Source organism: Corynebacterium sp. HMSC28B08 (assembly GCF_001806865.1).
Classification (GTDB): domain Bacteria; phylum Actinomycetota; class Actinomycetes; order Mycobacteriales; family Mycobacteriaceae; genus Corynebacterium; species Corynebacterium auriscanis.
In genome coordinates this window covers 45,524-65,937 of the sequence record NZ_KV786161.1, presented here as the reverse complement: position 1 = coordinate 65,937, position 20,414 = coordinate 45,524, and the positions used below count along the sequence as shown (strand labels likewise).

General features: G+C 58.9%; 18 protein-coding genes. 3 read left to right on the top strand and 15 right to left on the bottom strand.

All coding sequences use genetic code 11. The features are described 5' to 3' along the window. Positions 1-236 precede the first annotated feature (236 nt). The gene (locus HMPREF3098_RS03970; protein ID WP_070434076.1) at positions 237-905 is read right to left on the bottom strand and encodes an SOS response-associated peptidase; all 669 of its coding nucleotides are present in this window, start codon (positions 903-905) and stop codon (positions 237-239) included. 58 nt (positions 906-963) lie between these two features. Here HMPREF3098_RS03970 and aroA point away from each other — a divergent pair, with 58 nt between their 5' ends. Then, positions 964-2,253: a 3-phosphoshikimate 1-carboxyvinyltransferase gene (gene aroA / locus HMPREF3098_RS03965; RefSeq protein WP_070434075.1), complete on the top strand. Its 1,290-nt coding sequence runs from the start codon at positions 964-966 to the stop codon at positions 2,251-2,253. A gap of 1 nt (position 2,254) precedes the next feature. Beyond that, entirely contained in the window at positions 2,255-3,256 is a 1,002-nt protein-coding gene (gene rsgA / locus HMPREF3098_RS03960; RefSeq protein ID WP_070434074.1) for a ribosome small subunit-dependent GTPase A, read from the top strand. A 130-nt stretch (positions 3,257-3,386) separates the two neighbouring features. Here the strand turns inward: rsgA and HMPREF3098_RS03955 are convergent, their stop codons facing one another. From HMPREF3098_RS03955 to HMPREF3098_RS03895, 13 genes are all read right to left on the bottom strand, one after another. Continuing rightward, positions 3,387-3,686, bottom strand: coding sequence for an AzlD domain-containing protein (locus HMPREF3098_RS03955; RefSeq protein WP_070434073.1), 300 nt, complete (start codon positions 3,684-3,686; stop codon positions 3,387-3,389). Next, complete coding sequence (locus HMPREF3098_RS03950) at positions 3,686-4,378, bottom strand: AzlC family ABC transporter permease (RefSeq protein ID WP_070434072.1); 693 nt, start codon at positions 4,376-4,378, stop codon at positions 3,686-3,688. Before HMPREF3098_RS03950 ends, HMPREF3098_RS03955 begins: the two co-directional genes overlap by 1 nt. A 52-nt stretch (positions 4,379-4,430) precedes the next feature. Next, a complete protein-coding gene (locus HMPREF3098_RS03945; RefSeq protein WP_070434126.1) occupies positions 4,431-4,937 on the bottom strand; it encodes a DUF6912 family protein in 507 nt (168 codons plus the stop codon). A 20-nt stretch (positions 4,938-4,957) separates the two neighbouring features. Beyond that, complete coding sequence (locus HMPREF3098_RS03940; protein WP_035114815.1) at positions 4,958-5,368, bottom strand: HAD family hydrolase; 411 nt, start codon at positions 5,366-5,368, stop codon at positions 4,958-4,960. Positions 5,369-6,108: 740 nt separating this feature from the next. After that, positions 6,109-8,718 (bottom strand): preprotein translocase subunit SecA, encoded by a 2,610-nt coding sequence (secA, locus tag HMPREF3098_RS03935; protein WP_070434125.1) that lies wholly within the window; start codon positions 8,716-8,718, stop codon positions 6,109-6,111. A 215-nt stretch (positions 8,719-8,933) separates the two neighbouring features. Beyond that, positions 8,934-9,602 carry a ribosome hibernation-promoting factor, HPF/YfiA family gene (hpf, locus tag HMPREF3098_RS03930; RefSeq protein ID WP_070434071.1) on the bottom strand — a complete coding sequence of 223 codons (669 nt, stop codon included), beginning with the start codon at positions 9,600-9,602 and terminating at the stop codon, positions 8,934-8,936. Positions 9,603-9,872: 270 nt separating this feature from the next. Beyond that, positions 9,873-10,265 carry a ComF family protein gene (locus HMPREF3098_RS11795; protein WP_246815835.1) on the bottom strand — a complete coding sequence of 131 codons (393 nt, stop codon included), beginning with the start codon at positions 10,263-10,265 and terminating at the stop codon, positions 9,873-9,875. Positions 10,266-10,858: 593 nt separating this feature from the next. After that, entirely contained in the window at positions 10,859-12,586 is a 1,728-nt protein-coding gene (lpqB, locus tag HMPREF3098_RS03920) for an MtrAB system accessory lipoprotein LpqB (protein WP_070434069.1), read from the bottom strand. Continuing rightward, complete coding sequence (gene mtrB, locus HMPREF3098_RS03915; RefSeq protein WP_070434068.1) at positions 12,583-14,322, bottom strand: MtrAB system histidine kinase MtrB; 1,740 nt, start codon at positions 14,320-14,322, stop codon at positions 12,583-12,585. Before mtrB ends, lpqB begins: the two co-directional genes overlap by 4 nt. 59 nt (positions 14,323-14,381) lie before the next feature. Continuing rightward, positions 14,382-15,056, bottom strand: a complete 675-nt coding sequence (mtrA, locus tag HMPREF3098_RS03910; protein ID WP_035114807.1) for an MtrAB system response regulator MtrA — start codon at positions 15,054-15,056, stop codon at positions 14,382-14,384. Positions 15,057-15,066: 10 nt separating this feature from the next. Then, positions 15,067-15,768, bottom strand: a complete 702-nt coding sequence (locus HMPREF3098_RS03905; protein WP_035114805.1) for a dTMP kinase — start codon at positions 15,766-15,768, stop codon at positions 15,067-15,069. Positions 15,769-15,804: 36 nt separating this feature from the next. Further along, positions 15,805-17,292 (bottom strand): adenosylhomocysteinase, encoded by a 1,488-nt coding sequence (gene ahcY / locus HMPREF3098_RS03900; RefSeq protein WP_070434067.1) that lies wholly within the window; start codon positions 17,290-17,292, stop codon positions 15,805-15,807. Between the two features lie 203 nt (positions 17,293-17,495). Then, positions 17,496-17,867 (bottom strand): DUF4259 domain-containing protein, encoded by a 372-nt coding sequence (locus HMPREF3098_RS03895; RefSeq protein ID WP_035114800.1) that lies wholly within the window; start codon positions 17,865-17,867, stop codon positions 17,496-17,498. A 305-nt stretch (positions 17,868-18,172) separates the two neighbouring features. On the opposite strand from HMPREF3098_RS03895, the gene HMPREF3098_RS03890 reads away from it, so the two are divergent. Further along, positions 18,173-19,105, top strand: a complete 933-nt coding sequence (locus tag HMPREF3098_RS03890; RefSeq protein WP_070434066.1) for a hypothetical protein — start codon at positions 18,173-18,175, stop codon at positions 19,103-19,105. 113 nt (positions 19,106-19,218) lie between these two features. Here the strand turns inward: HMPREF3098_RS03890 and manA are convergent, their stop codons facing one another. Beyond that, positions 19,219-20,388, bottom strand: a complete 1,170-nt coding sequence (manA, locus tag HMPREF3098_RS03885; protein ID WP_070434065.1) for a mannose-6-phosphate isomerase, class I — start codon at positions 20,386-20,388, stop codon at positions 19,219-19,221. Positions 20,389-20,414: the final 26 nt, after the last annotated feature.

Here is a 20,414-nt window from a genome sequence, read left to right as displayed (position 1 = left end):
TTAACGTGTGCTGCCCCCATTGTATTCCTGACGGCAATACGCGCTTTCCCCCTCATTGCTAGTACTGGATCTGGAGTAACTTTTCCGCAATACCGTTACGCATTGTGGAGCCACTCCACTCGACGCTAGCGCGAGCTCCCCCGCAGTAACTCCGTCCCTACTCTTGTAATACCGTTACGCATTGTGGAGCCACCCCACTCAGCGCTGGCGCGAGCTCCCCCGCAGTCACTCTGTCCCTAGCCACCGATCAATTCCGCATAGTTGTTCGACACGTTGCCCACTGCCCTATCTGCCTTGCGACTGGATAGCGCCCTAACAACGCCCTCCCCCGCTGGAGTCGCAGCCAGTTCCCGCATCTCCGCCGACCCCACCGTCGCAGTCAGCCAAAACTCCCACTGGTCCGGTGTCAGAGCTTTCGGCATCCGATTGTGCAGCCATTCCATGCCCGGCGGGGCGTCGGTGGTGATGATGGTGGAATGCAATCGGCCGTCAACAACCTTGCATAGGCCGGCCATCCACAACGGCTCTCCATCCTCCCGAGCGGTGAAATACGGTTGCTTTCCGCTCGGCTCCGCGCGCCCCTCGGGATCGGTAGTCGTCCACTCGTACCAACCGTCCATGGGGACAAGGCAAGTTAGGCTCCCGCGGAAAGCTGGTTTCTCGAAAGCCGTTTCCCCGCGGGCATTAAAAATCGTGCGTGGCGGATAACCCCAGTGCGCAGGACCGATGGCCGGCTGTCCGTGGAACATGCGCGCAATGGGAACCACATGGGTGGGGGCAATATTGTAATTCGGCCGCTGATTGCCGCTGGCGTAGCTACCTACTATTCCGACGCCCGGCAGCTCCCGTTCCAGACCTTTGACTAGGGTCTCGGTTGTACTGAAAAGGACATATCGACCACACATGCCCCCATTATGCCCATCGGTATGCCCACATGACCGCCAATGTTGGCACAATGGAGCTATGTCTGAGCAATTGTGGTCCGCCCCTCATGCCTCTCAACCCATCGAGGCTGAAGTTCACATTCCCGGTTCCAAATCCATCACGAACCGGGCGTTGATCCTTGCCGCCTTGGCACAAGGCCCTTCCACCATTCACGGAGCACTGTTAAGCCGGGACACTGAACTAATGATGGAGTCCCTACGCCAACTGGGAACCCAGATCCGAACGGACGGCACCACTGTGCACGTCGTGCCGGAACCACACCTGACCGGCGGCGTGGTGCATTGCGGGCTGGCGGGCACGGTCATGCGGTTCGTCCCACCTTTAGCCGCACTCGCCGAGGGTACGGTGGAATTCGACGGCGACCTGCAGGCACGGAAACGCCCTATGGCGACCACGCTGGATTCACTGCGCGCACTCGGTGCGGAAGTCGAAACGATCAGCGACGAAAACCCCGACGGCCTCCCGTTCCTCATTCACGGTAGTGGCCACATAGACGGCGGGGAAGTAAAAATCGACGCCAGCGCATCCTCCCAGTTCGTCAGCGGCCTGCTGCTCGCTGGGGCACGCTTCACCAACGGCGTGCGCGTCACGAACGTAGGCAATGCCCTGCCCAGCCAGCCGCACGTGGAAATGACGTTAGAAATGCTGCGCATGGCCGGGGTCAAGGTTGAGTCCAGTTTCAACGAATGGATCGTTCACCCGGGTCCCATCCAGGGACGCACGTGGACCGTAGAGCCAGACTTATCAAATGCCACGCCCTTTATGGCCGCTGCGGCCGTCACAGGCGGAACCGTCCGTATCGGCAACTGGCCCCAGGCCACGACTCAGCCAGGTGATCAGTTCCGTGTGCTATTGGACGACATGGGTGTGGCATGCGAATACCGAGCCCACGATTCCAGTTTGGAGGTCCGCGGAACCGGCGCTCTTAAGGGCATCACGTGGGACATGCACGATATTGGTGAATTGACACCCACTGTGGTCGCTCTCGCCGCACTGGCCGATTCCCGATCCCACCTTTATGGCATCGCGCACCTGCGCGGACATGAGACGAATCGTTTGGCGGCACTGTCGGCCAACATCAATGCCCTCGGCGGGCGCGTGCAAGAAACGGAGGATGGTCTCGTCATCGATCCGGCTCCGCTGCACGGTGGCCGCTGGGAATCCTACGCGGATCACCGCATGGCCACCGCAGGGGCCATCATCGGGCTGCGCGTGGGAGGTATTGAGGTCGAGGATATCGACACCACCGCGAAAACCCTGCCGGGTTTCCGCCGTCGCTGGGCGGAAATGCTGGGACTGGAGCGGTAGTTTGGCCCGTCGCAATTCCCGCCAATGGGATGAATCCGATGTCCGCATCCGTCCAGGCAAAGGTTCACGCCCCCGCACTAAAGACCGTCCCAGCCACAATGATGCGGAACTGGGTATGGTGGTCAGTCGCGATAGAGGTCGCTGGGGTGTAGTTCTCGACGATTCTGGCACGCTGGTTACATGCATGCGTGCCCGCGAGATGGGCCGTACTGCCGTGGTGGTCGGTGACCGCGTGGGGGTAGTTGGGGATACCAGTGGCAAAAAGGACACCCTAGCGCGGATCGTGCGCTTAGAGGAACGCCATTCGGTTCTGCGTCGCACTGCCGACGACACGGATCCTTACGAGCGCATTGTTGTGGCAAATGCGGACAACCTGTTGATTGTTACGGCCGTGGCCGATCCCCCTCCGCGCGCTGGCTTTGTGCAACGCGCGTTGGTGGCGGCATTTGTGGGTGGCTTGCAGCCAGTGCTGTGCCTGACGAAAACCGACTTGGCGGATTACCGCGAGTTTGCCGCGGAGTTCGATGCCCTCAACGTTCGGGTTCTCACCTGCGGGGTGGAAGACGAACTGGCAGATTTAGAACGCCTCATCACCGGTCACGTCAATTGTGTGATCGGGCATTCCGGAGTAGGAAAATCCACCTTGGTCAATCGCCTGGTTCCCACTGCAGAACGGGCGACTGGTGAGGTCAGTGGCGTGGGCAAAGGTCGCCACACCTCCACACAATCAGTCGCATTAGAGCTGCCCACGGACGGCTGGATCATCGATACCCCGGGTATCCGGAGTTTCGGGCTAGCCCATATCAACCCCGATGCCGTGGTCAACGTGTTTGATGATCTGCGCGAAGTCATCGAACTTTGCCCAAGGGGATGCACGCACCTAGGCCCACCAACCGATCCCGAATGCGCACTTGATCGGTTGGAAGGGGCTTCCGCGCGACGCGTGGCCGGAGTGCGACAGATGCTCGAGGCCCTGCGCAGCAACAATGAGTGGGAGATGTAAGCAGCAGTGGACATCGAGCCGCACCGGACTGCGACTGTTATACTCGCCCCCTATACTCGCCCCCTAGCACCAACCGCTCCGTGGGAGGGCATAGGTGGCACTCCCAAAGGTTGCAAAGCCCGTCGCTACGCTAAATCCAGAACACCGTTACCGAGAACGCAACCATGCCTGCCACAAACGACAGCAGGGTATTGCCGTACCGGATCTCTAATAACAACGCCACCACAGCGCCAATGCCTAGACGCATGGCTTGTTGGCTCGACTCCGCCCCCAGAAACGTATAGACCACGAGAATGACCATGATGCCCAAAGGCATGTGAGCTGCGACTTGGGCCATTGTCCCATCGGGAGATATCCGCGACGAGAGTTTCACGGGGATGTATCGCAATAAAAAGGTCAACAGCGCAGCGATGAGAATTGACGCAACCATCAAGCCTGCGACCTCTTTTCATATGTCACTATCCCGTAGACGATGGCGATGAAAAGAAGCATGGCCACGATCAAGAAGTAATCCTTTGGCAGCAAGAGCGCTGGAATCATCGCAACAAGAGCTGCGGCCATGATCATCCCGCGGTGGCTCATTTGCGTGAATGAGCCATAGGATAGGAGTACAAACAGCCCCGTCAACGCGAAATTGAAGCCATCGAAGGACTCCGGAATGAAGGTCCCCAGTACGGCACCCGCCGCCGCGCCCGAAACCCAATAAAAGTGATTGGCCATCTCGGCTGCAATCAATTCCTGTTCACTTTGAGGGTTATATCCCCCGTTGATCAACGCAAATGTTTCATCAGTGAGGGCGAAGGGACCATAGATACGCGTGAACCTATTCCGCAACAGGGATTGAGGAAAAGAAAACGCATACAGTGCATGCCGGCTGTTGACTAATAGAGTGCTGGTCGCTATGTGGAGTAACCCTGCCCCTCCAGCGATCATGCCCAGCAATAGAAATTCCATAGAGCCCGCGTACACCAGAAACGCCGTTAACGGCGCAACGTATAGGGGGAAGCCCAGAAACGTGGAATACGCTCCCAGTGCCATCCCCAGAGGTACGTACCCCATCGCTACAGGAGCAGTAGCGCGCAGGGCGGTACGCGTGGTCTGATTTAACTCTGCTCGATTCATTCCTTGCAAAATCTAGGTCATTATAGGTGCTGTCGGAAGGCGCACCCCTCAGCTACATCAGTTCAACCAAAAATGGCAGCTCTTTGCAGTCGTACCAACTCATCAAGTTGTCTTCGCAATCACCGATCGCCAATTCAGCATCTTCATCGCCTAAGTCTGCGGCGTCGACCAAATCGATAGCCCGTGCAGTCGCCACTTCTGCATCAGCATCGTCCACATGGATGGCGGCGATTTGTGGCACGGTGAGCCGGGGTGGGTTCAACCGAACAACTGATTCACCGTCTTCCGGGTGGAGAGTCACAGCGGAGCTATCTATATCGGCACTGATCACCACACGGCGGTGCGGGAAACGCTGCTCGTCACCGATTGACAGCAGGCGTAAGGATGCCTTTGCTGCGTCGAGGAACGCGCTATACGCCAGCTCTTCCTCGTCTCCCCCGGTGTAGTACTCCCGAACCGCAGGAGTCAGTGCGAAAGCCACCGCAGAGCGCACGGGGTGCTCACCCTCGCGGTGCAACGCCGCCAAAATGTCAAACGTTGCGGGGATGTATACACGCATGGTTTTGGTCATAACGGGCCCTAGAACTCACCTTCCAGCCCAAACAAGCCCGCGATCTCCACGACGGCTCGGTCGAACTGTTGGTAGTACACGCCAATCATGCCGCTATCCACGGCACCACGCACATTCAGGATGTTGTCATCGACGAGAACTAGGTCGTTGACCGGCAGATCCAAGCGTTTTGCCGTGATGCCGAAAATCTTCTGATCTGGCTTTTCCACTCCGACCTCGCCGGACAGCACCACCGCGTCAACGTAGCCACCTTCCAGCCACGTGCGGATCGGCGCCGCGCCAGCCCCACCCGGATCATTCGACAGGATAGCGGTAGAAATCCCCTCGGCTTTGGCGGCAGACAACAGTTTGCGCCACCGACGGCGATCTTCTTCGGCGCCGTCAAGGACACCACAATAATCAACTACTAATCCACGCATAGGCTCAATTGTGCCAAACATTGCCCTGCGAAGTTGCGTGCCCACCGCTTATACTGGGCTGCGATGCGAAGTCGGGGGACTTCCACCGCCATTTTCTTGGCGCTGACCATGGCTTTCACAAATCCGGGGGCATATTCGTGAATCAACTGACAGGCTACGTTTACTTGCGCAGACCCGCACCCGTTCACCCGACAGCACCGCGCACAATAACCCGGGAGCCTGGATCGCCCCCGCCACAGGAAACTACTGAGACACGCGTCCCCGCCGAGTCACCGGCAGCCGCCCAGAAGTCCGCAGTAACCACGACGCACGAAACTGCCAAGTCACCAGCAGCCACACCACCTGCAGAACCCTCCACTCCCTGCGTAGGAGCACCCCACCCCGTCGTGGGGCGCCTATTGACCTTCTGGCTCGAAGCTCTCGCAGGCCGTCGCTCCATAAAATCCCTGCAGCGGGCACCCTTCACCCCCCTTGCTCTGGCAGATCTTGAGCGTACTGTTGCACGGGAGCGGGGCACCATGGCGGCGTCGGGAATAAAAAGCCTGCATATCCAACCCGGTGGTGGCGACCGACGAACCAGGTTTTGCGCGTCGGTGGTGTTCGGAAACCGGGTGCGGGCGGTGGTGGGGACCCTTTCTTGGCGACGCCTCGATCCGCGCATAAGAAAACCCCAACGCACCCACGCGTGGCACGTTGAGGTTATTCAAGTGATCTGAAGGCCTCGGGATCAGTCTCCGAAACTATCCACCGATGATCTGCTGGCGCTTCTGGGAGACGTCCTTAGTCTCGTGGTGCTCGGCAGGATCATGGACCTGAATGTTGCCGCGGGACTGCGCGACCTGGTTACGGACTAGGAAGAGCTGGCGAACTGTTTCCTCCTTGATGCCGTCCTTCATCCGGTTAAACATGTCGCCACCTTCGCGCTGGTACTCCACTAGTGGATCGCGCTGCGCCATGGCACGCAGGCCGATGCCTTCCTTCAAGTAATCCATTTCGTAGAGGTGCTCGCGCCACTTCTGGTCCACCACGTTGAGCAACACACCGCGCTCGATGCCGCGCATCTGCTCGTCATCACCGGATAGCTCGGCAACGTCTGCTTCGAGCCGGTCGTACTGCTCGTTGGCATCCTTCAGTAGGGCTTCGCGCAGCTGATTCGCGCTCAGCTCGCCCTTCTTGCCGTACTCTTCGCCTTCCACGAGGGACTCGTGGGTCATGGATGGACCGTACAGGGATTCCAACGCGGCCCACAGTTTGCCCAGATCCCAGTCCTCGACGTACCCCTCGCGGGTCTCGAAATCCACATACGCGCTGATCGTGTCGTCGATCATGCCGCGGATCTGCTTTTCCACATCCTCACCCTCGAGGATTTGGCGGCGTTCACGGTAGATCACCTTGCGCTGCTCGTTCATGACCTCGTCATACTTCAAGACGTTCTTGCGCATCTCGAAGTTGGCACCCTCCACCTGAGACTGCGCACCCTTAATCGCGTTGGTCACCATTTTGGAATCGATGGCCTCGTGATCCGGGATGTTCAAACGAGTCATCATGGCTTCCATCGTCTGCCCCACAAAGCGGACCATCAGGTCATCGCGCATGGACAGGTAGAAGCGGGTCTCACCGGGATCGCCCTGACGGGCCGAACGACCACGCAGCTGGTTATCGATACGACGGGATTCGTGACGCTCCGTACCCAAGACGTACAGGCCACCGGCCTTGCGAACCTCTTCAGCTTCCTTCTTGGACGCCGCCCGGACCTTCTCGATCTCGGTATCCCAAGCCTCTTCATAAGCCTCTGGGTTTTCCACTGGATCCAAACCGCGCTCACGCAAGTTAATATCCGCGATGATGTCCGGGTTACCACCCAGCACGATGTCCGTACCACGGCCAGCCATGTTTGTAGCCACGGTCACTGCACCACGGCGACCTGCCTGAGCGACGATCTCCGCTTCCTGCTCGTGGTACTTAGCATTCAGCACATTGTGCTTAATGCCACGGCGCTGCAGCAGCTGGGAAAGGTATTCGGAACGCTCGACGGAGGTCGTGCCAACCAACACCGGCTGACCCTTCTCTACGCGCTCAGCGATATCATCAGCCACTGCTTCGAACTTCGCCTCCTGAGTCTTGTAGATCAGGTCAACGTTGTCCTTACGCTGATTGGTCTTGTTCGTTGGAATCGGAGCCACATCCAGCTTGTACGTGGACTTCAGCTCAGCCGCCTCGGTCTCCGCGGTACCGGTCATACCGGCCAGCTTGTCGTAGAGACGGAAGTAGTTCTGGAGGGTCACGGTCGCCAGAGTCTGGTTCTCGTTTTTGATCTCCACATTTTCCTTGGCCTCAATCGCCTGGTGGATGCCCTCGTTGTAACGACGGCCGTCCAGAATACGGCCTGTGAACTCGTCCACGATGACTACCTCGCCATTGCGAACAATGTAGTCCTTATCGCGGGTGAAAAGCTCCTTAGCCTTGATGGAGTTATTAAGGTAGCTAACCAGCTGGGAGTGCTCGGGAGCATACAGGTTCTCGATACCTAGGTGATCCTCGACGAACTCCACTCCCTCTTCCTTGATACCGACGGTCTTTTTGCGCTCGTCGATTTCGTAGTGAATGTCGCGGGTCATCTTGGGAGCAATTCGGGCGAAGGCACTGAACCACTGGCTGGAACCGTCGACGGGACCGGAAATAATCAGCGGGGTACGGGCCTCGTCAATGAGGATCGAGTCAACCTCATCGATGATGGCGTAATTGTGGCCACGCTGTACTAAGTCATCCAAGCTGTGCGCCATGTTGTCGCGCAGGTAGTCAAAGCCGAACTCGTTGTTCGTACCGTAGGTGACATCCGCGTTATACGCCTTGCGGCGCTCTTCAGGGCGTTTTTCTGACAAAATAACGTCCGTGGACAGGCCTAGGAAGCGGTGTACACGGCCCATCCACTCGGCATCACGCTTAGCCAAGTAGTCATTCACGGTCACCACGTGCACACCCTTGCCGGACAGCGCGTTGAGGTATGCGGGCAGCACACAGGTCAGGGTTTTGCCCTCACCCGTTTTCATCTCGGAAACATAGCCGAAGTGCAGGCCAGCACCACCCATAATCTGCACCTTGTAATGCTTCTGCCCCAGCACACGCCACGAAGCCTCACGTGCGGTGGCGAAGGCATCGAGCATGATGTCGTCCAAGCTCTTGCCGTCCTCCTGCACGAGCTTCTTGAACTCATCGGTCTTCGCCCGCAACTCTTCATCGCTCAGTTCGGAGTACTTGTCGTCCAGAGCCATGACTTGCTCGGCGATTTTGTCGAGGCGCTTAACAGCGCGACCTTCGCCCATGCGGAGAATCTTCGAAAGTCCTAGCACGTCTGAGGTGTCCTTATCTTTGTGGGTTAAAACGTTGTTATTGAGCCCTAGCTTAGGAGCCCCAATCAATGGTTTCTCATATTACCCTCATTGAGCGCTTGTGCTAACCAGCGTGGCGTCGCTCAAAGAAAGAAAGCCCCATCCACCCCAAAAAAACCGGGGAGGAAGGGGCAGCAACGGGTGTCAGGGGATCCCTCGACAACCCGCCATTGCAATTAGGCCTTGTCGGTTTCCAGAGAAATCAAACCGTAGTCGAATGCGTGACGACGGTAAACGACCGAAGGCTGTTTGGTCTCTTCGTTAATGAAGAGGTAGAAATCGTGGCCCACCAGTTCCATCTCGGAAAGTGCGGAATCCACGGTCATTGGCTCAGCCTTGTGCACCTTCTTACGAACAACCTGACCTGGTTTGAACTGATCCTCATAAGGATCGATGTCGTACTTGCCAGGCTTGTCCTCGGCCCGATCCGGTTTGGCTTCTTCTACCAGTGCTGCAGTGGTCTCGCCAATACCCTTGGGCGCGCGGTGGCCGGCCAGAGAAATCTTACGGCGAGCCTTCACCTTGCGCAGGGAGCGCTCCATGCGGCCGATGGCAACCTCGAGTGCTGCGTAGAAGGAATCTTCCTTTGCCTCGGCGCGAGCCACATGGCCTTTACCAGTAGCGGTGATCTGGATGCGGTCGGACTCATCCGAACGCCGTGGGTTGGCTTCGTGCTTCAGCTCTACGTGGAAGTAGGTCAGGGTTGGATCCAGTCGCTCAATCTTGGCCAGCTTGCCCTTCACGCGTTCCGCGAAGTGCTCGGGCACCTCAACGTTTCGGCCGGTGATTTCCACCTGCGCTTCTGGTTCCGTGCGTTCTTCGGCTGCGAACTTATCGGTCGACATTTCAACCTCCCAGGTCCTGCTCCCCAGGCTGTGTAGCCGGTTTGCTATTCAGCCGTTTCAGGGGAACTTTGCTTCCACTTTGAGTTTACCGACAATTCACCACAGTGGGTGGGGAGCACCCCATTTGATCCCATTTAATAACGACAGATTCCAATTTTGGTACCAGCTAGTGTCACCCCGGAGGCCACGTTAATGCTCCGGTAATGGTTTGTAGCATCGATTTGTGGTTCGTTCCTCCAGGCCCGTGGCAGCCTACCCCCACCCGGCACCTCACACACCCGCGAGCGTCAGAACTGCTGCTACATGCACCCCCTGCCCGCGCAAAGCCAAGCTCAACTGACCAACGGTCGCGCCCGTTGTGCATACGTCATCGATGATGACCACGGATCCCTCCGGCCGCACGTATTGTCGCACCGCCAACACAGTGACCGGATCTATCCGAAGGTGCCGTGCCACATTCAACCGTCGTTGATGCTTGTTCAACCCCACGGAATCCGGGGCGCGGTCATCCAGCCACGACACGGAAAATACCCGCGCGTTCGGCCACACAGCCACGGCCTCGTGCGCCATCCGGGCCACCACATCCCCCTCGCGTTGACGAGCCGACGCGCGGCGAGTCGGCGCAGGAATCACCGCCACCGGCGCCACACGCGGATCGTGCACCACTCCTCTTGCCGCCACGTGCTGCAGCCCCTGCCGGAACACCCGACCGCCTATTGTTATCGCGGCTGGCCGTAGCCTGTCCTTTGCCGAAAGCACTAATGCTCGCCGCACACCACCATAGGCACCGGCTGTATATATTCCGACGCCCACCGCCCCCAGCACAGGTGCGCTCCACCGTTCCCACGGTTTCAGCAACTCCAATTCGCAAGCTTCGCACAATTGATGTGTAGCTAAACGTTCGTCTCCCTCGACCACGCTGCCACAGCACACACAATCAGCGCGCAACACCAAGTTTGCCGCCTCATGCAACCACAACCGCCACTGCCCCATGCGGCACTCCCCCTTATTTTGACGGCTTCCTTAGACCCGTTCGCTGCGTGTTCTCCCCTTGTAATAGCTCTACGCTAGTAGGCCGAGTGCGTGCGTGCGCAGTGCAGGCACACGCGAGCAGTGGCGCTACCCCTCTGCGAATGGAGGTGTGTGTGCCCACGCCCGCGCATAAAGGTGGTGTGTGCCCACGCCCGCGCATAAAGGTGGTGTGTGCCCACGCCCGCGCATTCACAAGAGCACACAAACTAACAAGCGCACATAAACTAATAAGCCAGCAGCGGAACTGCCCGCTGAGATTGCAGCGAGGACACTTCGCGCCAGAAACGGGTCTCCTCGTCATCAAAGCGCAGCTTCATCAGCGCACGCGCATCTGTTGCATAAATCGTGTCTCGTGTGCTGGCCACGCTCACCACTGGAGCCGACAAATTTTGCGCCGACAGCTGCGTGACCACCGATCCATCCATGGCGATATTGAACACGGGAGCGTCGTTAACCCTGGTCCCTACAATGAGCGAGCCGTCAACGTGCCAATCAGCCGTAACCGCCGTATCACCCAGTTGGCTGGCGACTTGCATGGGTTTACCCAGCCTTAAGGTGCGGTTCTCACCGGTTTCTAGCACGCTGACGTACACCCGCCCGTCGATGATCATTACTGCTCGCGCACCGGAATGAGACACCCGGAACACACTGATCCGGCCTTTGTCCCTCAACAGGGAATCCAACGCCCCTGTATCCACTTCCGATTCGGACAGCAGGCCGCTGGCTGTGTTGCGCGCCAGCCGAATGATCTTTTTGCCATCGGCGACGGTGTACAGGGCATTGCCATCGGGAGCCCAGCTTGGGCGGGTCAGGGACTTCGCTCGAGTTGCGGTTAGCGGCACCTCATCTTCTTCCCCCACCATCAACCGGCGCTGATCATCACCGCGGCCCACGACGGTCGCAAAGATAGCGCCTCGCGGAGATACCGCAGCGGATTCCACCCACACTTGCCGCAACCAACCACCGACGGCATCGGCCTTGCCCGAATCCACATTCTGGTAGATCACTCCGTTGCTGACCGCGCGCAGTGGCACCTCAACTGCCACGTTCGGATCGTATTGGCTGACGTCCTGCAGCATCACGCCATCTGGACGGTCAGAAAGGAGCGGGGAGCCGTCGGCCTTGATCTCGTAGGGGCCACGCACATCGGCCGAAGCCAATGTCCAAATAATTTGCGCCGCCACCAGTTTGCGCACGTCAGCCGACAGGTCAGTGACACCGGAAAGCTCCACGGAGAGTCCTCCTTGATCCGAGCGTGCAACCTGAGCCGTCGCGCCCTCGGGCAGCAGTCGCTTGACCCCATCAGCGAGAGCCGGTTGAGGGCCCGCCGTGAGCAGAGAAATAACCGAAGCCCCTGGCGACTGCTGCCGCGTGTACACCCATCGCCGATCAGGCACTAACGAGGTAGCTTCCGGGTTGAAGAAGTAAATCGGCCGCGATTCGTACGCCCGTGTGAAGTCCACCCGATCCATCACCACGGCATTAGGCAGGTTGTTCACGCGCCATTCATCGCCGGATTTCACCAGTTCGTACGTGGTTTGAAACGCGGTATATTCGGGCTGGTACACTCCGCCCACGCCCAAGCGCCCCACGATATTTCCTCGCACTTTGTACGTGATGTGGTCAGCGGTCGCCTCTCCGTCGGAGGCAATATCGATGCGGTCCAGAATCAGCACCGTCTTTTCCGAATCCCACCGGTCGCTAGCCTCTTGGGTCAAAAACTGGCGCGCTGCCTCGTGGCGGGACAACGGGTGAGCACTGGCTGCGAAAAGATCACGCAGCAGCAGGTCGCTGGGTTGATTCTCACGGGGTTTGGGCACATCCACCTGGCTCGGCGCGGGTGCGTAGGAGCTGATGGCCTCCGGCGTGGACTTCCCCGGCAAGGTGGTGCATCCCGCTACCAATGACAGGGCACTACACGCACAAATCACTGCGGTCAGGTTTTTCTTCATGCTTTACCTTCCTCGCCTTCTTCTGGTTCGACGCCCCCTTCAGCCCGCGGAGACTCGTTCTTTGCACCCTCGTGGGCGTCGACGGAAAAAGTGCGATCGATGTCCAGTGGCAACGGTGCCTCTTCGGTTTGATTACCTGCAACCAGTGGCAACGTCAGGCGGAAGCAAGCACCTACACCCGGTTCGCCCGTAGCTTCGAGGCGACCTCCGTGCAGCCGGGCATCCTCTTGCGCAATGGCCAGCCCCAATCCGGTGCCGCCAGTGCGGCGCTCGCGGGATGGGTCGGAGCGCCAGAAACGGTTGAATACCAGGTCCTCCTCACCTGGTTTTAACCCCACACCATGGTCCACCACAGAAACCGCCAGAGCCGTCTTGCCCACAGCCATGGTGACAATAATCGGTTTAGCTTCGGAATGATCCACCGCGTTGGCAAAGAGGTTCCGCAGGATGCGTTCCACGCGGCGAGAGTCGATTTCCACCATGACGGGTTCTTCGGGCAGGTTCACTTCGATGGTTGTACCGATCTCCTCGGCGATGACGTGCACCTGTGCCAGGGCCGAGCGGACGACGCCCCGGGCATCCACGCGCTCGCGGGACAGGTTAGCCACACCGGCATCGTGACGGGAGATTTCCAGCAGGTCGCCCAGCAGCGTTTCGAAGCGATCGAGCTCCTTGTTCATTAACGCAGCGGCGCGGGCGGTGAGCGGACCCAGGTTCTCCGCATTGTCGTTGATCAGATCGGCGGCCATGCGCACGGTTGTCAGCGGGGTGCGTAGCTCGTGGGAGACGTCCGACGTGAACTGCCGCTGCAGCGATCCGAATTCCTCCAAGTTGCGGATCTGGGTGGACAACTTTTCCGCCATGTCGTTGAAGCTGATGGCCAGGCGGGCGACCTCGTCGTTGCCAGTGACCACCATGCGCTCGCGCAAGTGCCCCGCAGCAAAACGCTCTGCGATACGTGAGGCGGTACGCACCGGGGTGGTTAGCTGCTGTGAGAAGACCCATGCGATGACTACGAGCAGTACCAGCAACACAATTGCACCGGCGGTCAGCAAGCCACGCATGAGCGACAGCGTGGTCTCCTCTGCCTCTAGGGGCATGACTAGGTACAGCTCTAGCCCGGAGATCTCCGACGAGACCGGAGTACCGATGACCAGAGCCTTATAGGATCCGCCAGGGCCGGCAAATGTTTCGTATTGGTAGGCTACTTGCCCCTGCTGCACGAAACGGCGCAATTCGTTGGGGATTTTTGCTGATGGCGGCGCGATAGTTTCCCCGTCGTTGACATCCCGGGCTATCAAAACCGGGTCATACACCGCCGTAGATGATTGATCCACGCCCCCGGAACGATCAGCCAGAACGGCGCGAGCCGAACTTAACCGAACGTCAACAGGGTTGGAGGCATCGGAGGAATTGATTTGCTCCTCAACGGCCACACGGGCGCGATCCAGTTCCTCGGTGGCGGCGGAGTACTTGGTGTTCAGCAATTGCTGCCCCACGAAGCTGATCAGCACGAAGCCGAGGATCATGGTGACCAACAGGGAGGCCAACAACACACTGCCGATCACGCGGAGTTGGATGGAGTTCTGCCACCGCTGAGCGAAATACTCCACGGCACGCCGAACCGTGGTCATGGGCCGCTGCGCGAAACCTTGCCACAACTCTTTCGAGTTGCGGGGTTCGGGCGTGGCCACAGCCACTGCTGTACCGGGATTCTTGCTCTGCTCTGCAGTCACTGTTGCCTGTCTACATCCTTGTTGGTGGATAGCGAACGGCGGCGGGCGCTCGCGAAAAGCTATTCGCCTGTCTTGTAACCCACACCACGCACGGTCTGAATGATGCGTGGGTCATCCGGGTCGACCTCGATCTTCGATCGCAGGCGCTGGATGTGAACGTTGACCAACCGGGTATCGGAACTCTTACGGTAACCCCATACTTTTTCCAGCAGCTCCTCACGGGTGAATACCTGCCGGGGCTTCGACGCCAACGTAACCAGCAAGTCAAACTCGATGGGTGTGAGTGGAATCTCCTCGTCCCCGCGAGTGACCTGGTGGCCCGAGACATCGATCGTCAGACCGGAGATCTCCAGTTTTTCGGGCTTTTCATCAGTGTTGCGCCGCAGACGCGCACGCACGCGAGCCACCAGCTCCTTGGGCTTGAATGGCTTGTGCACGTAATCGTCAGCGCCCGATTCCAAACCGAGAACCACATCGACGGTATCCGTGCGTGCGGTGAGCATCACGATAGGAACCGTGGAATCCTCGCGAATAGCGCGACAAACATCCACACCGTTCATGCCGGGCAACATCACGTCCAGCAAAATCAAGTCCGGGTTGTTCTCCCGGGCAGCCTTCACGGCCTCCACACCATCGCCTACCACAACGGTGTCAAAACCCTCGCCCTGCAAGACGATGGTCAGCATCTCCGCGATGGCGGGATCGTCGTCAACAACCAGAATCTTTGGTGCCATAGGACTTCACTTACTTTCCATTGTCGTCAGCGAGGGTGTCTTCGTGGGATAGCTTTCCCGCGATGGTATCCACCACGGTGTGTGCACATTGTTTCACGTCAGCTCCATGATCGAAATTCACCACGAGCCATTCACTGGCCCAGCTGTCCTGAGCCAACCGGCGGTAAGCAGCCACCGTATCTACTTGCAGTTGAGAATTCGCCTCGTAGCGGTCTTGCGCGCGGGTGGAATCCTCGTGCGCCCGGTGCGCCACGCGGTCTTGGGCCACGTGGGCGTCGACATCCACGAGGACCTGCAGGTCTGGAGACGGCGAACCTAGCGTGCCGAACTCTAGGTCAGCTACCCAGTCGACGACTGCAGTAGCGGTCGTGGGATCCGAACTGGAATGTAACCGAGCCGAGGAATACGCCGCGTTGGATGCGACGTAACGGTCGAGGATGAGCACGTAGCCATCCGCGGAAAAGGCGGCGAGGTCTTCGGCGACCTCTGCCCGGTCGAGTGCGAACATAGTAGCCATGCCGTGGACGGATTCCAGCAGGTCACCCATCTGGCCGTAGAGGGCAGCTTGAGCCAACTGGGCGTGGATCGATTGCTCGTAGCGGGGAAACCCTACGCGGGCAACGGGAATCTCGCGGGCAATGAGCTCTTCTTCCACGGCTGTGACCAGCGTGTTTTTACCTGCGCCATCCACACCTTCGAAGGCGATGATCATAAGGTGCGGCTCCTTACTGGGTTGCGGATCTTTGTTTTAATAGCGGTAGTGCTCGGGCTTGAATGGACCTTCCACGTCCACGCCGATGTACTCTGCCTGCTCCTTGGTGAGCTTGGTGAGCTGTCCACCCAGTGCTTCCACGTGAATCCGCGCGACCTTCTCGTCCAAGATCTTCGGCAGACGGTAAACCTCGTTGTCGTAGTTGTCAGCCTTGGTGAACAGTTCAATCTGCGCGATCGTCTGGTCCGCGAAGGAGTTAGACATCACGAACGAGGGGTGGCCAGTGGCGTTTCCAAGGTTCAGCAGGCGCCCCTCGGACAGCACGACGATGCTGACTTCGCCACCGTTGGCTGCAGGGAACGTGAATTCGTCGACCTGTGGCTTGATGTTCACGCGTTTAACATCATCCCGATGTAGCAAGCTGGCCATATCGATTTCGTTGTCAAAGTGGCCGATGTTTCCCAAAATCGCGTGGTCCTTCATCATCTGCATCTGTTCGAAGTTGATGATGCCGAAGTTCCCGGTGGCGGTGATCACAATGTCCGCTTCCGAAATGGCATCTTCCACCGTCACGACTGAGAATCCATCCATCAGAGCCTGGAGGGCGTTGATGGGGTCGACCTCGGTAACTTTCACACGTGCGCCCTGGCCGGCGAGTGCTTCGGCACAGCCCTTACCGACATCGCCGTAGCCACAGACCAACACGTTTTTGCCGCCGATGAGCATATCGGTGGCGCGGTTGATGCCATCCAACAGGCTGTGGCGGGTGCCATAGCGGTTATCGAACTTCGACTTGGTAACGGCATCGTTGACGTTCATCGCCGGGAATGGCAGTACACCCTGATCGGCGAAATGGTACAGGCGGTGTACGCCGGTGGTGGTTTCCTCTGTCACACCACGAACAGTTTGAGCTGACTGGGTCCACAAACCGCGGTCGTTATTGAAGGTGCGGGTGAGCATGGCGAGGAATGCCTTGTGCTCGTCGGAATCCTCATCGGTAGCTTCCGGAACAACGCCCGCGGCCTCGTATTCCTTTCCCTTGATGACAGCCATAGTGGCATCGCCACCGTCGTCCAGGATCATGTTGGCGTGAACACGGTTGCCATCGGCATCGGTGCCCCACTGGAAGATCTGCTCGAGGCACCACCAATACTCATCGAGGCTTTCGCCCTTCCATGCAAACACGGGCACACCCTGCGGTTCTTCGGGTGCACCCGCACCTACGACGATGGCTGCCGCGGCTTCGTCCTGCGTGGAAAAAATGTTGCACGATGCCCAGCGTACCTCGGCACCCAACGCGGTCAGGGTTTCAATGAGTACGGCAGTTTGCACCGTCATGTGGATGCTACCGGCGATGCGTGCGCCCGCTAGGGGTTGTTCTTCTGCATATTCACGGCGCAGCTCCATCAGACCGGGCATCTCGTGCTCCGCGAGACGGATCTGGTGCCGTCCGGCTTCTGCCAGGTGCACGTCGCGAACTTTGAACTCGAGGTTGCCGATGCGGTCGACGGAAAGGTCAGTCATGAGTCTGCATTTACTCCTAGTACGGGGCGGGCTATGTAATGCGCGTTTATTCTAGCGCAGCGCCTCGACACGACGTTTTAGCGCAGTGCCCCGATCGCGAATTGCAGAGCTCGTGTGGCAATGAGGTGGCCCTAGCTCTCTAGCTCAGCAGCTAACTAGCTCAGCGCTTCCGTAGCTATCTAGCTCAGCGCCTCCGTAGCTATCTAGCTCAGCGCCTCCGCGTAGGTTTCCAGCCCTTCATATGCTTCGTCGCCTGCGCGCTCCAGTTCCTTGTCCAGCAACTGCGCGCTGAGTTCCTGCAGGCTGGTTTCGCAGCTGCCGATATGGCTGCGAATAAAGCTGTAATCCTCTGCAACCACGCCAGAACTAAACGGTGCCCCACTCCAGATCGCAGCCACGCTGGCAGCGCACAAACCGTTGAGATATTCCACGTCATCTGGGGATTCAGTGCGCAGTCCCAAGTTCACAGCATCCTCAAGGGCCTCGTACAGGTCCTGTTCGTCGAGGTCTGCGAGCTCGTCGAGAAAATCAATATTGTCCTGCTCTGCAAAGATGTATTCATCCCAGCTACTCATTGTTGACCCTTCCTCATATCAGCCTGTGGGAGCTTGTTTAACGAATGCAGTTTTCCGGCACCGTTGCAGTATTGCAGTCGCGGCGGCCGAAGTTTCGACACCCACTCTAACCTTTTTCTTTTCGACGCCACGTGCTGTTTTAACCCTTGCCAAATAGGACGGTCGTGGTAAGCTCAAAGAGTATTTGTGACCAAATTGTGACCTCGCTTCGAGCTTTCCATCCGTATTCCCCACATTGAATCGAACGCGAGCAACACCACAAAATAACGTTTTTCTAACAGACACCACATATCAGGAGCAGGTCCATGGACGAAGAGCGGAACCACCCCGCTCGCCCCGCCGAGCGCACCGAGGCTACGCCGCAAGATAGCGGCGAGCAGTCGAGTGGTCGTCGTTTTATCGCCGGCTTCGCGACGGTCGGTCTTGGCCTGGCTGCAATTGTTGCCGTGTGGTCGTGGCAGTCCACTGGTTCCGACCACTCTGCGATGAAGGGGGCATCCCCAGCCAGCCAAGAAGCCGCCTCAATTTCGACTGGGCACCCTACGAATTTACCCCAGGGTTCCCATGAGACCGCGCGACCTGATCACCGCGATCACGCAAACTTGCCTTCCGAGGCCAGCACTGGGATGTCAGATGAAACCAAAACGGGTAGCAAGCGGGGTTCGGGCATTGCCGCATTAGGGCGCGATCCGTACCTTCCGCCGAATGCGTGGGACGGTTCCCGCTCCAACGGTCTGACTGGCCCTACCGAAACGGTGCAGCTGTCCCCGGTGAACCCAGTTGAGGGCGGGCAGACGCAGAATAACCAGCCGCTGAATCCCGGCACTGCGGGCAACGTTCCGGCTCCGCAGGCGCCGTCGTCCACACCGACTGCACCCCAGGGCCAAACGGGCAACGGTCAGCAGCACATCCCGACCATCCCCGGCCTTCCCACGCAGTGGGTGCCCACAGATATTCCTCTGCCTATCCCGAATCAAACTAAGCCTACGAATCCCGCCAACACCGCTCAGCCCACCCAACCAAGTTCAGATAGTGGTGCCACGGGCACGGCAAAGCCGATGCCCACCCAGCCGGGAACTACGGGGACTCAGCACCCGGAGCAGACGAACGAGCCGACGACCGCTCCTCAAACAACGGATACGGTGGCTCCTCAACCCCCATCACGCCATGGCCCCTGGCCTATTCCGAATTGGGGTTCCGCTGCCAACAACGTGACTGACACGACGGAAACCCAGTAAGCACTGTGCGCAATCCCGCGCAGTTTTTTGAACGCTGTGCGCAATCCCGCGCGCAGCTTGCAGCGCCGGAGCCAACCGGTGAAATCAAAGCACATGCATGCTGCTTTCACTTTTTAGTGTTTGCCCACCCTGGCGACAAATGCCCGGCCACTGACCTGCACGGGGGCATCATTTGATCCCACCCACGCGGCCTCAGCCGGGGCCAAAGAGTCGCCATCGACAGTCACAGAATCGTCAACGCTCAGGATGATCGCGGGCCCCTCGACTTCGTGCGGCTGCCCTGGCTTGAGCCACTGCAAGTCGAACTCTGGAGCCGGGGTAAGGTAAAAACCCTCCGCATCGGCTCGCAACGTTGGATCTGCAAGGGGTTCACATGACACGAGAGACATCAGCTCAGCAACATCAACGTTCTTGCTGGTCAGACCACCGCGCAGCACGTTATCCGAGTTCGCCATAATCTCCACCCCCAAGCCACTTAAGTAGGCATGCAGCTGGCCTGCCGCCAGGTATATTGCATCACCCGGTTGGAGCGTGAGGTGATTGAGCAGCAGTGCCACCAGGATTCCTACATCCCCGGGGTATTCCTCCGCAATGGTGGCGATGCCGCGGAGGGTGCGCACCATCCACTCGGGGAGGCCTGCTGCCCCGCCCACGAGGTCATGGACGCGGGGCAGGAGGGCGTCGAGAAGAAGGGATAGGTCACCCGAATCTAAGGTAAAGAACCCTCGCAACACCGACCGCATCCCTTGGCCATTGGGGCTGCGCTGCAGTTGAGCGGTGAAAGGAGCGAGGGGGGCAACATCGAGGATGTCGAACAGCTCAAGGGTGCGCGCGACCGGACGGAAACCTGCCAGTGCATGGAACTCCGTGAGGGCGACCAACAGCTCGGGCTTGTGGTTATCGTCCTTGTAGTTGCGGTGGAAAGCATCGAGGGGCACGCCCTCCGCGTTTTCACGGGCAAACCCCTCTTCTGCCTGCTGCTTAGTGGGATGCACCTGGATGGACAGGGCGCGGTCCGCCGCCAGCAATTTCAGCAGGAAGGGCAGGCGACCGTAGCGCAGCGCGACGTCATGGCCGAGAGTGGCCTGCGGGTCCTGCTGGATCAGGTCGAGGAGGGTCGTGGGGGTTTGCGCCGAAGCCAACTCGCAGGGACTACCCGGGTGTGCGCCGAACCACTTTTCGGCTTCGGGCTTCTGGGAAGGCACAGTACGGCCCTCCAGCTGAGCAAGGGCTTGTGTGGAACCCCAGTCGTAGTTGCGAATCTTTCCTCGCAAAATATCCACGTCTGATTCCCTCCTTAACGAATGCG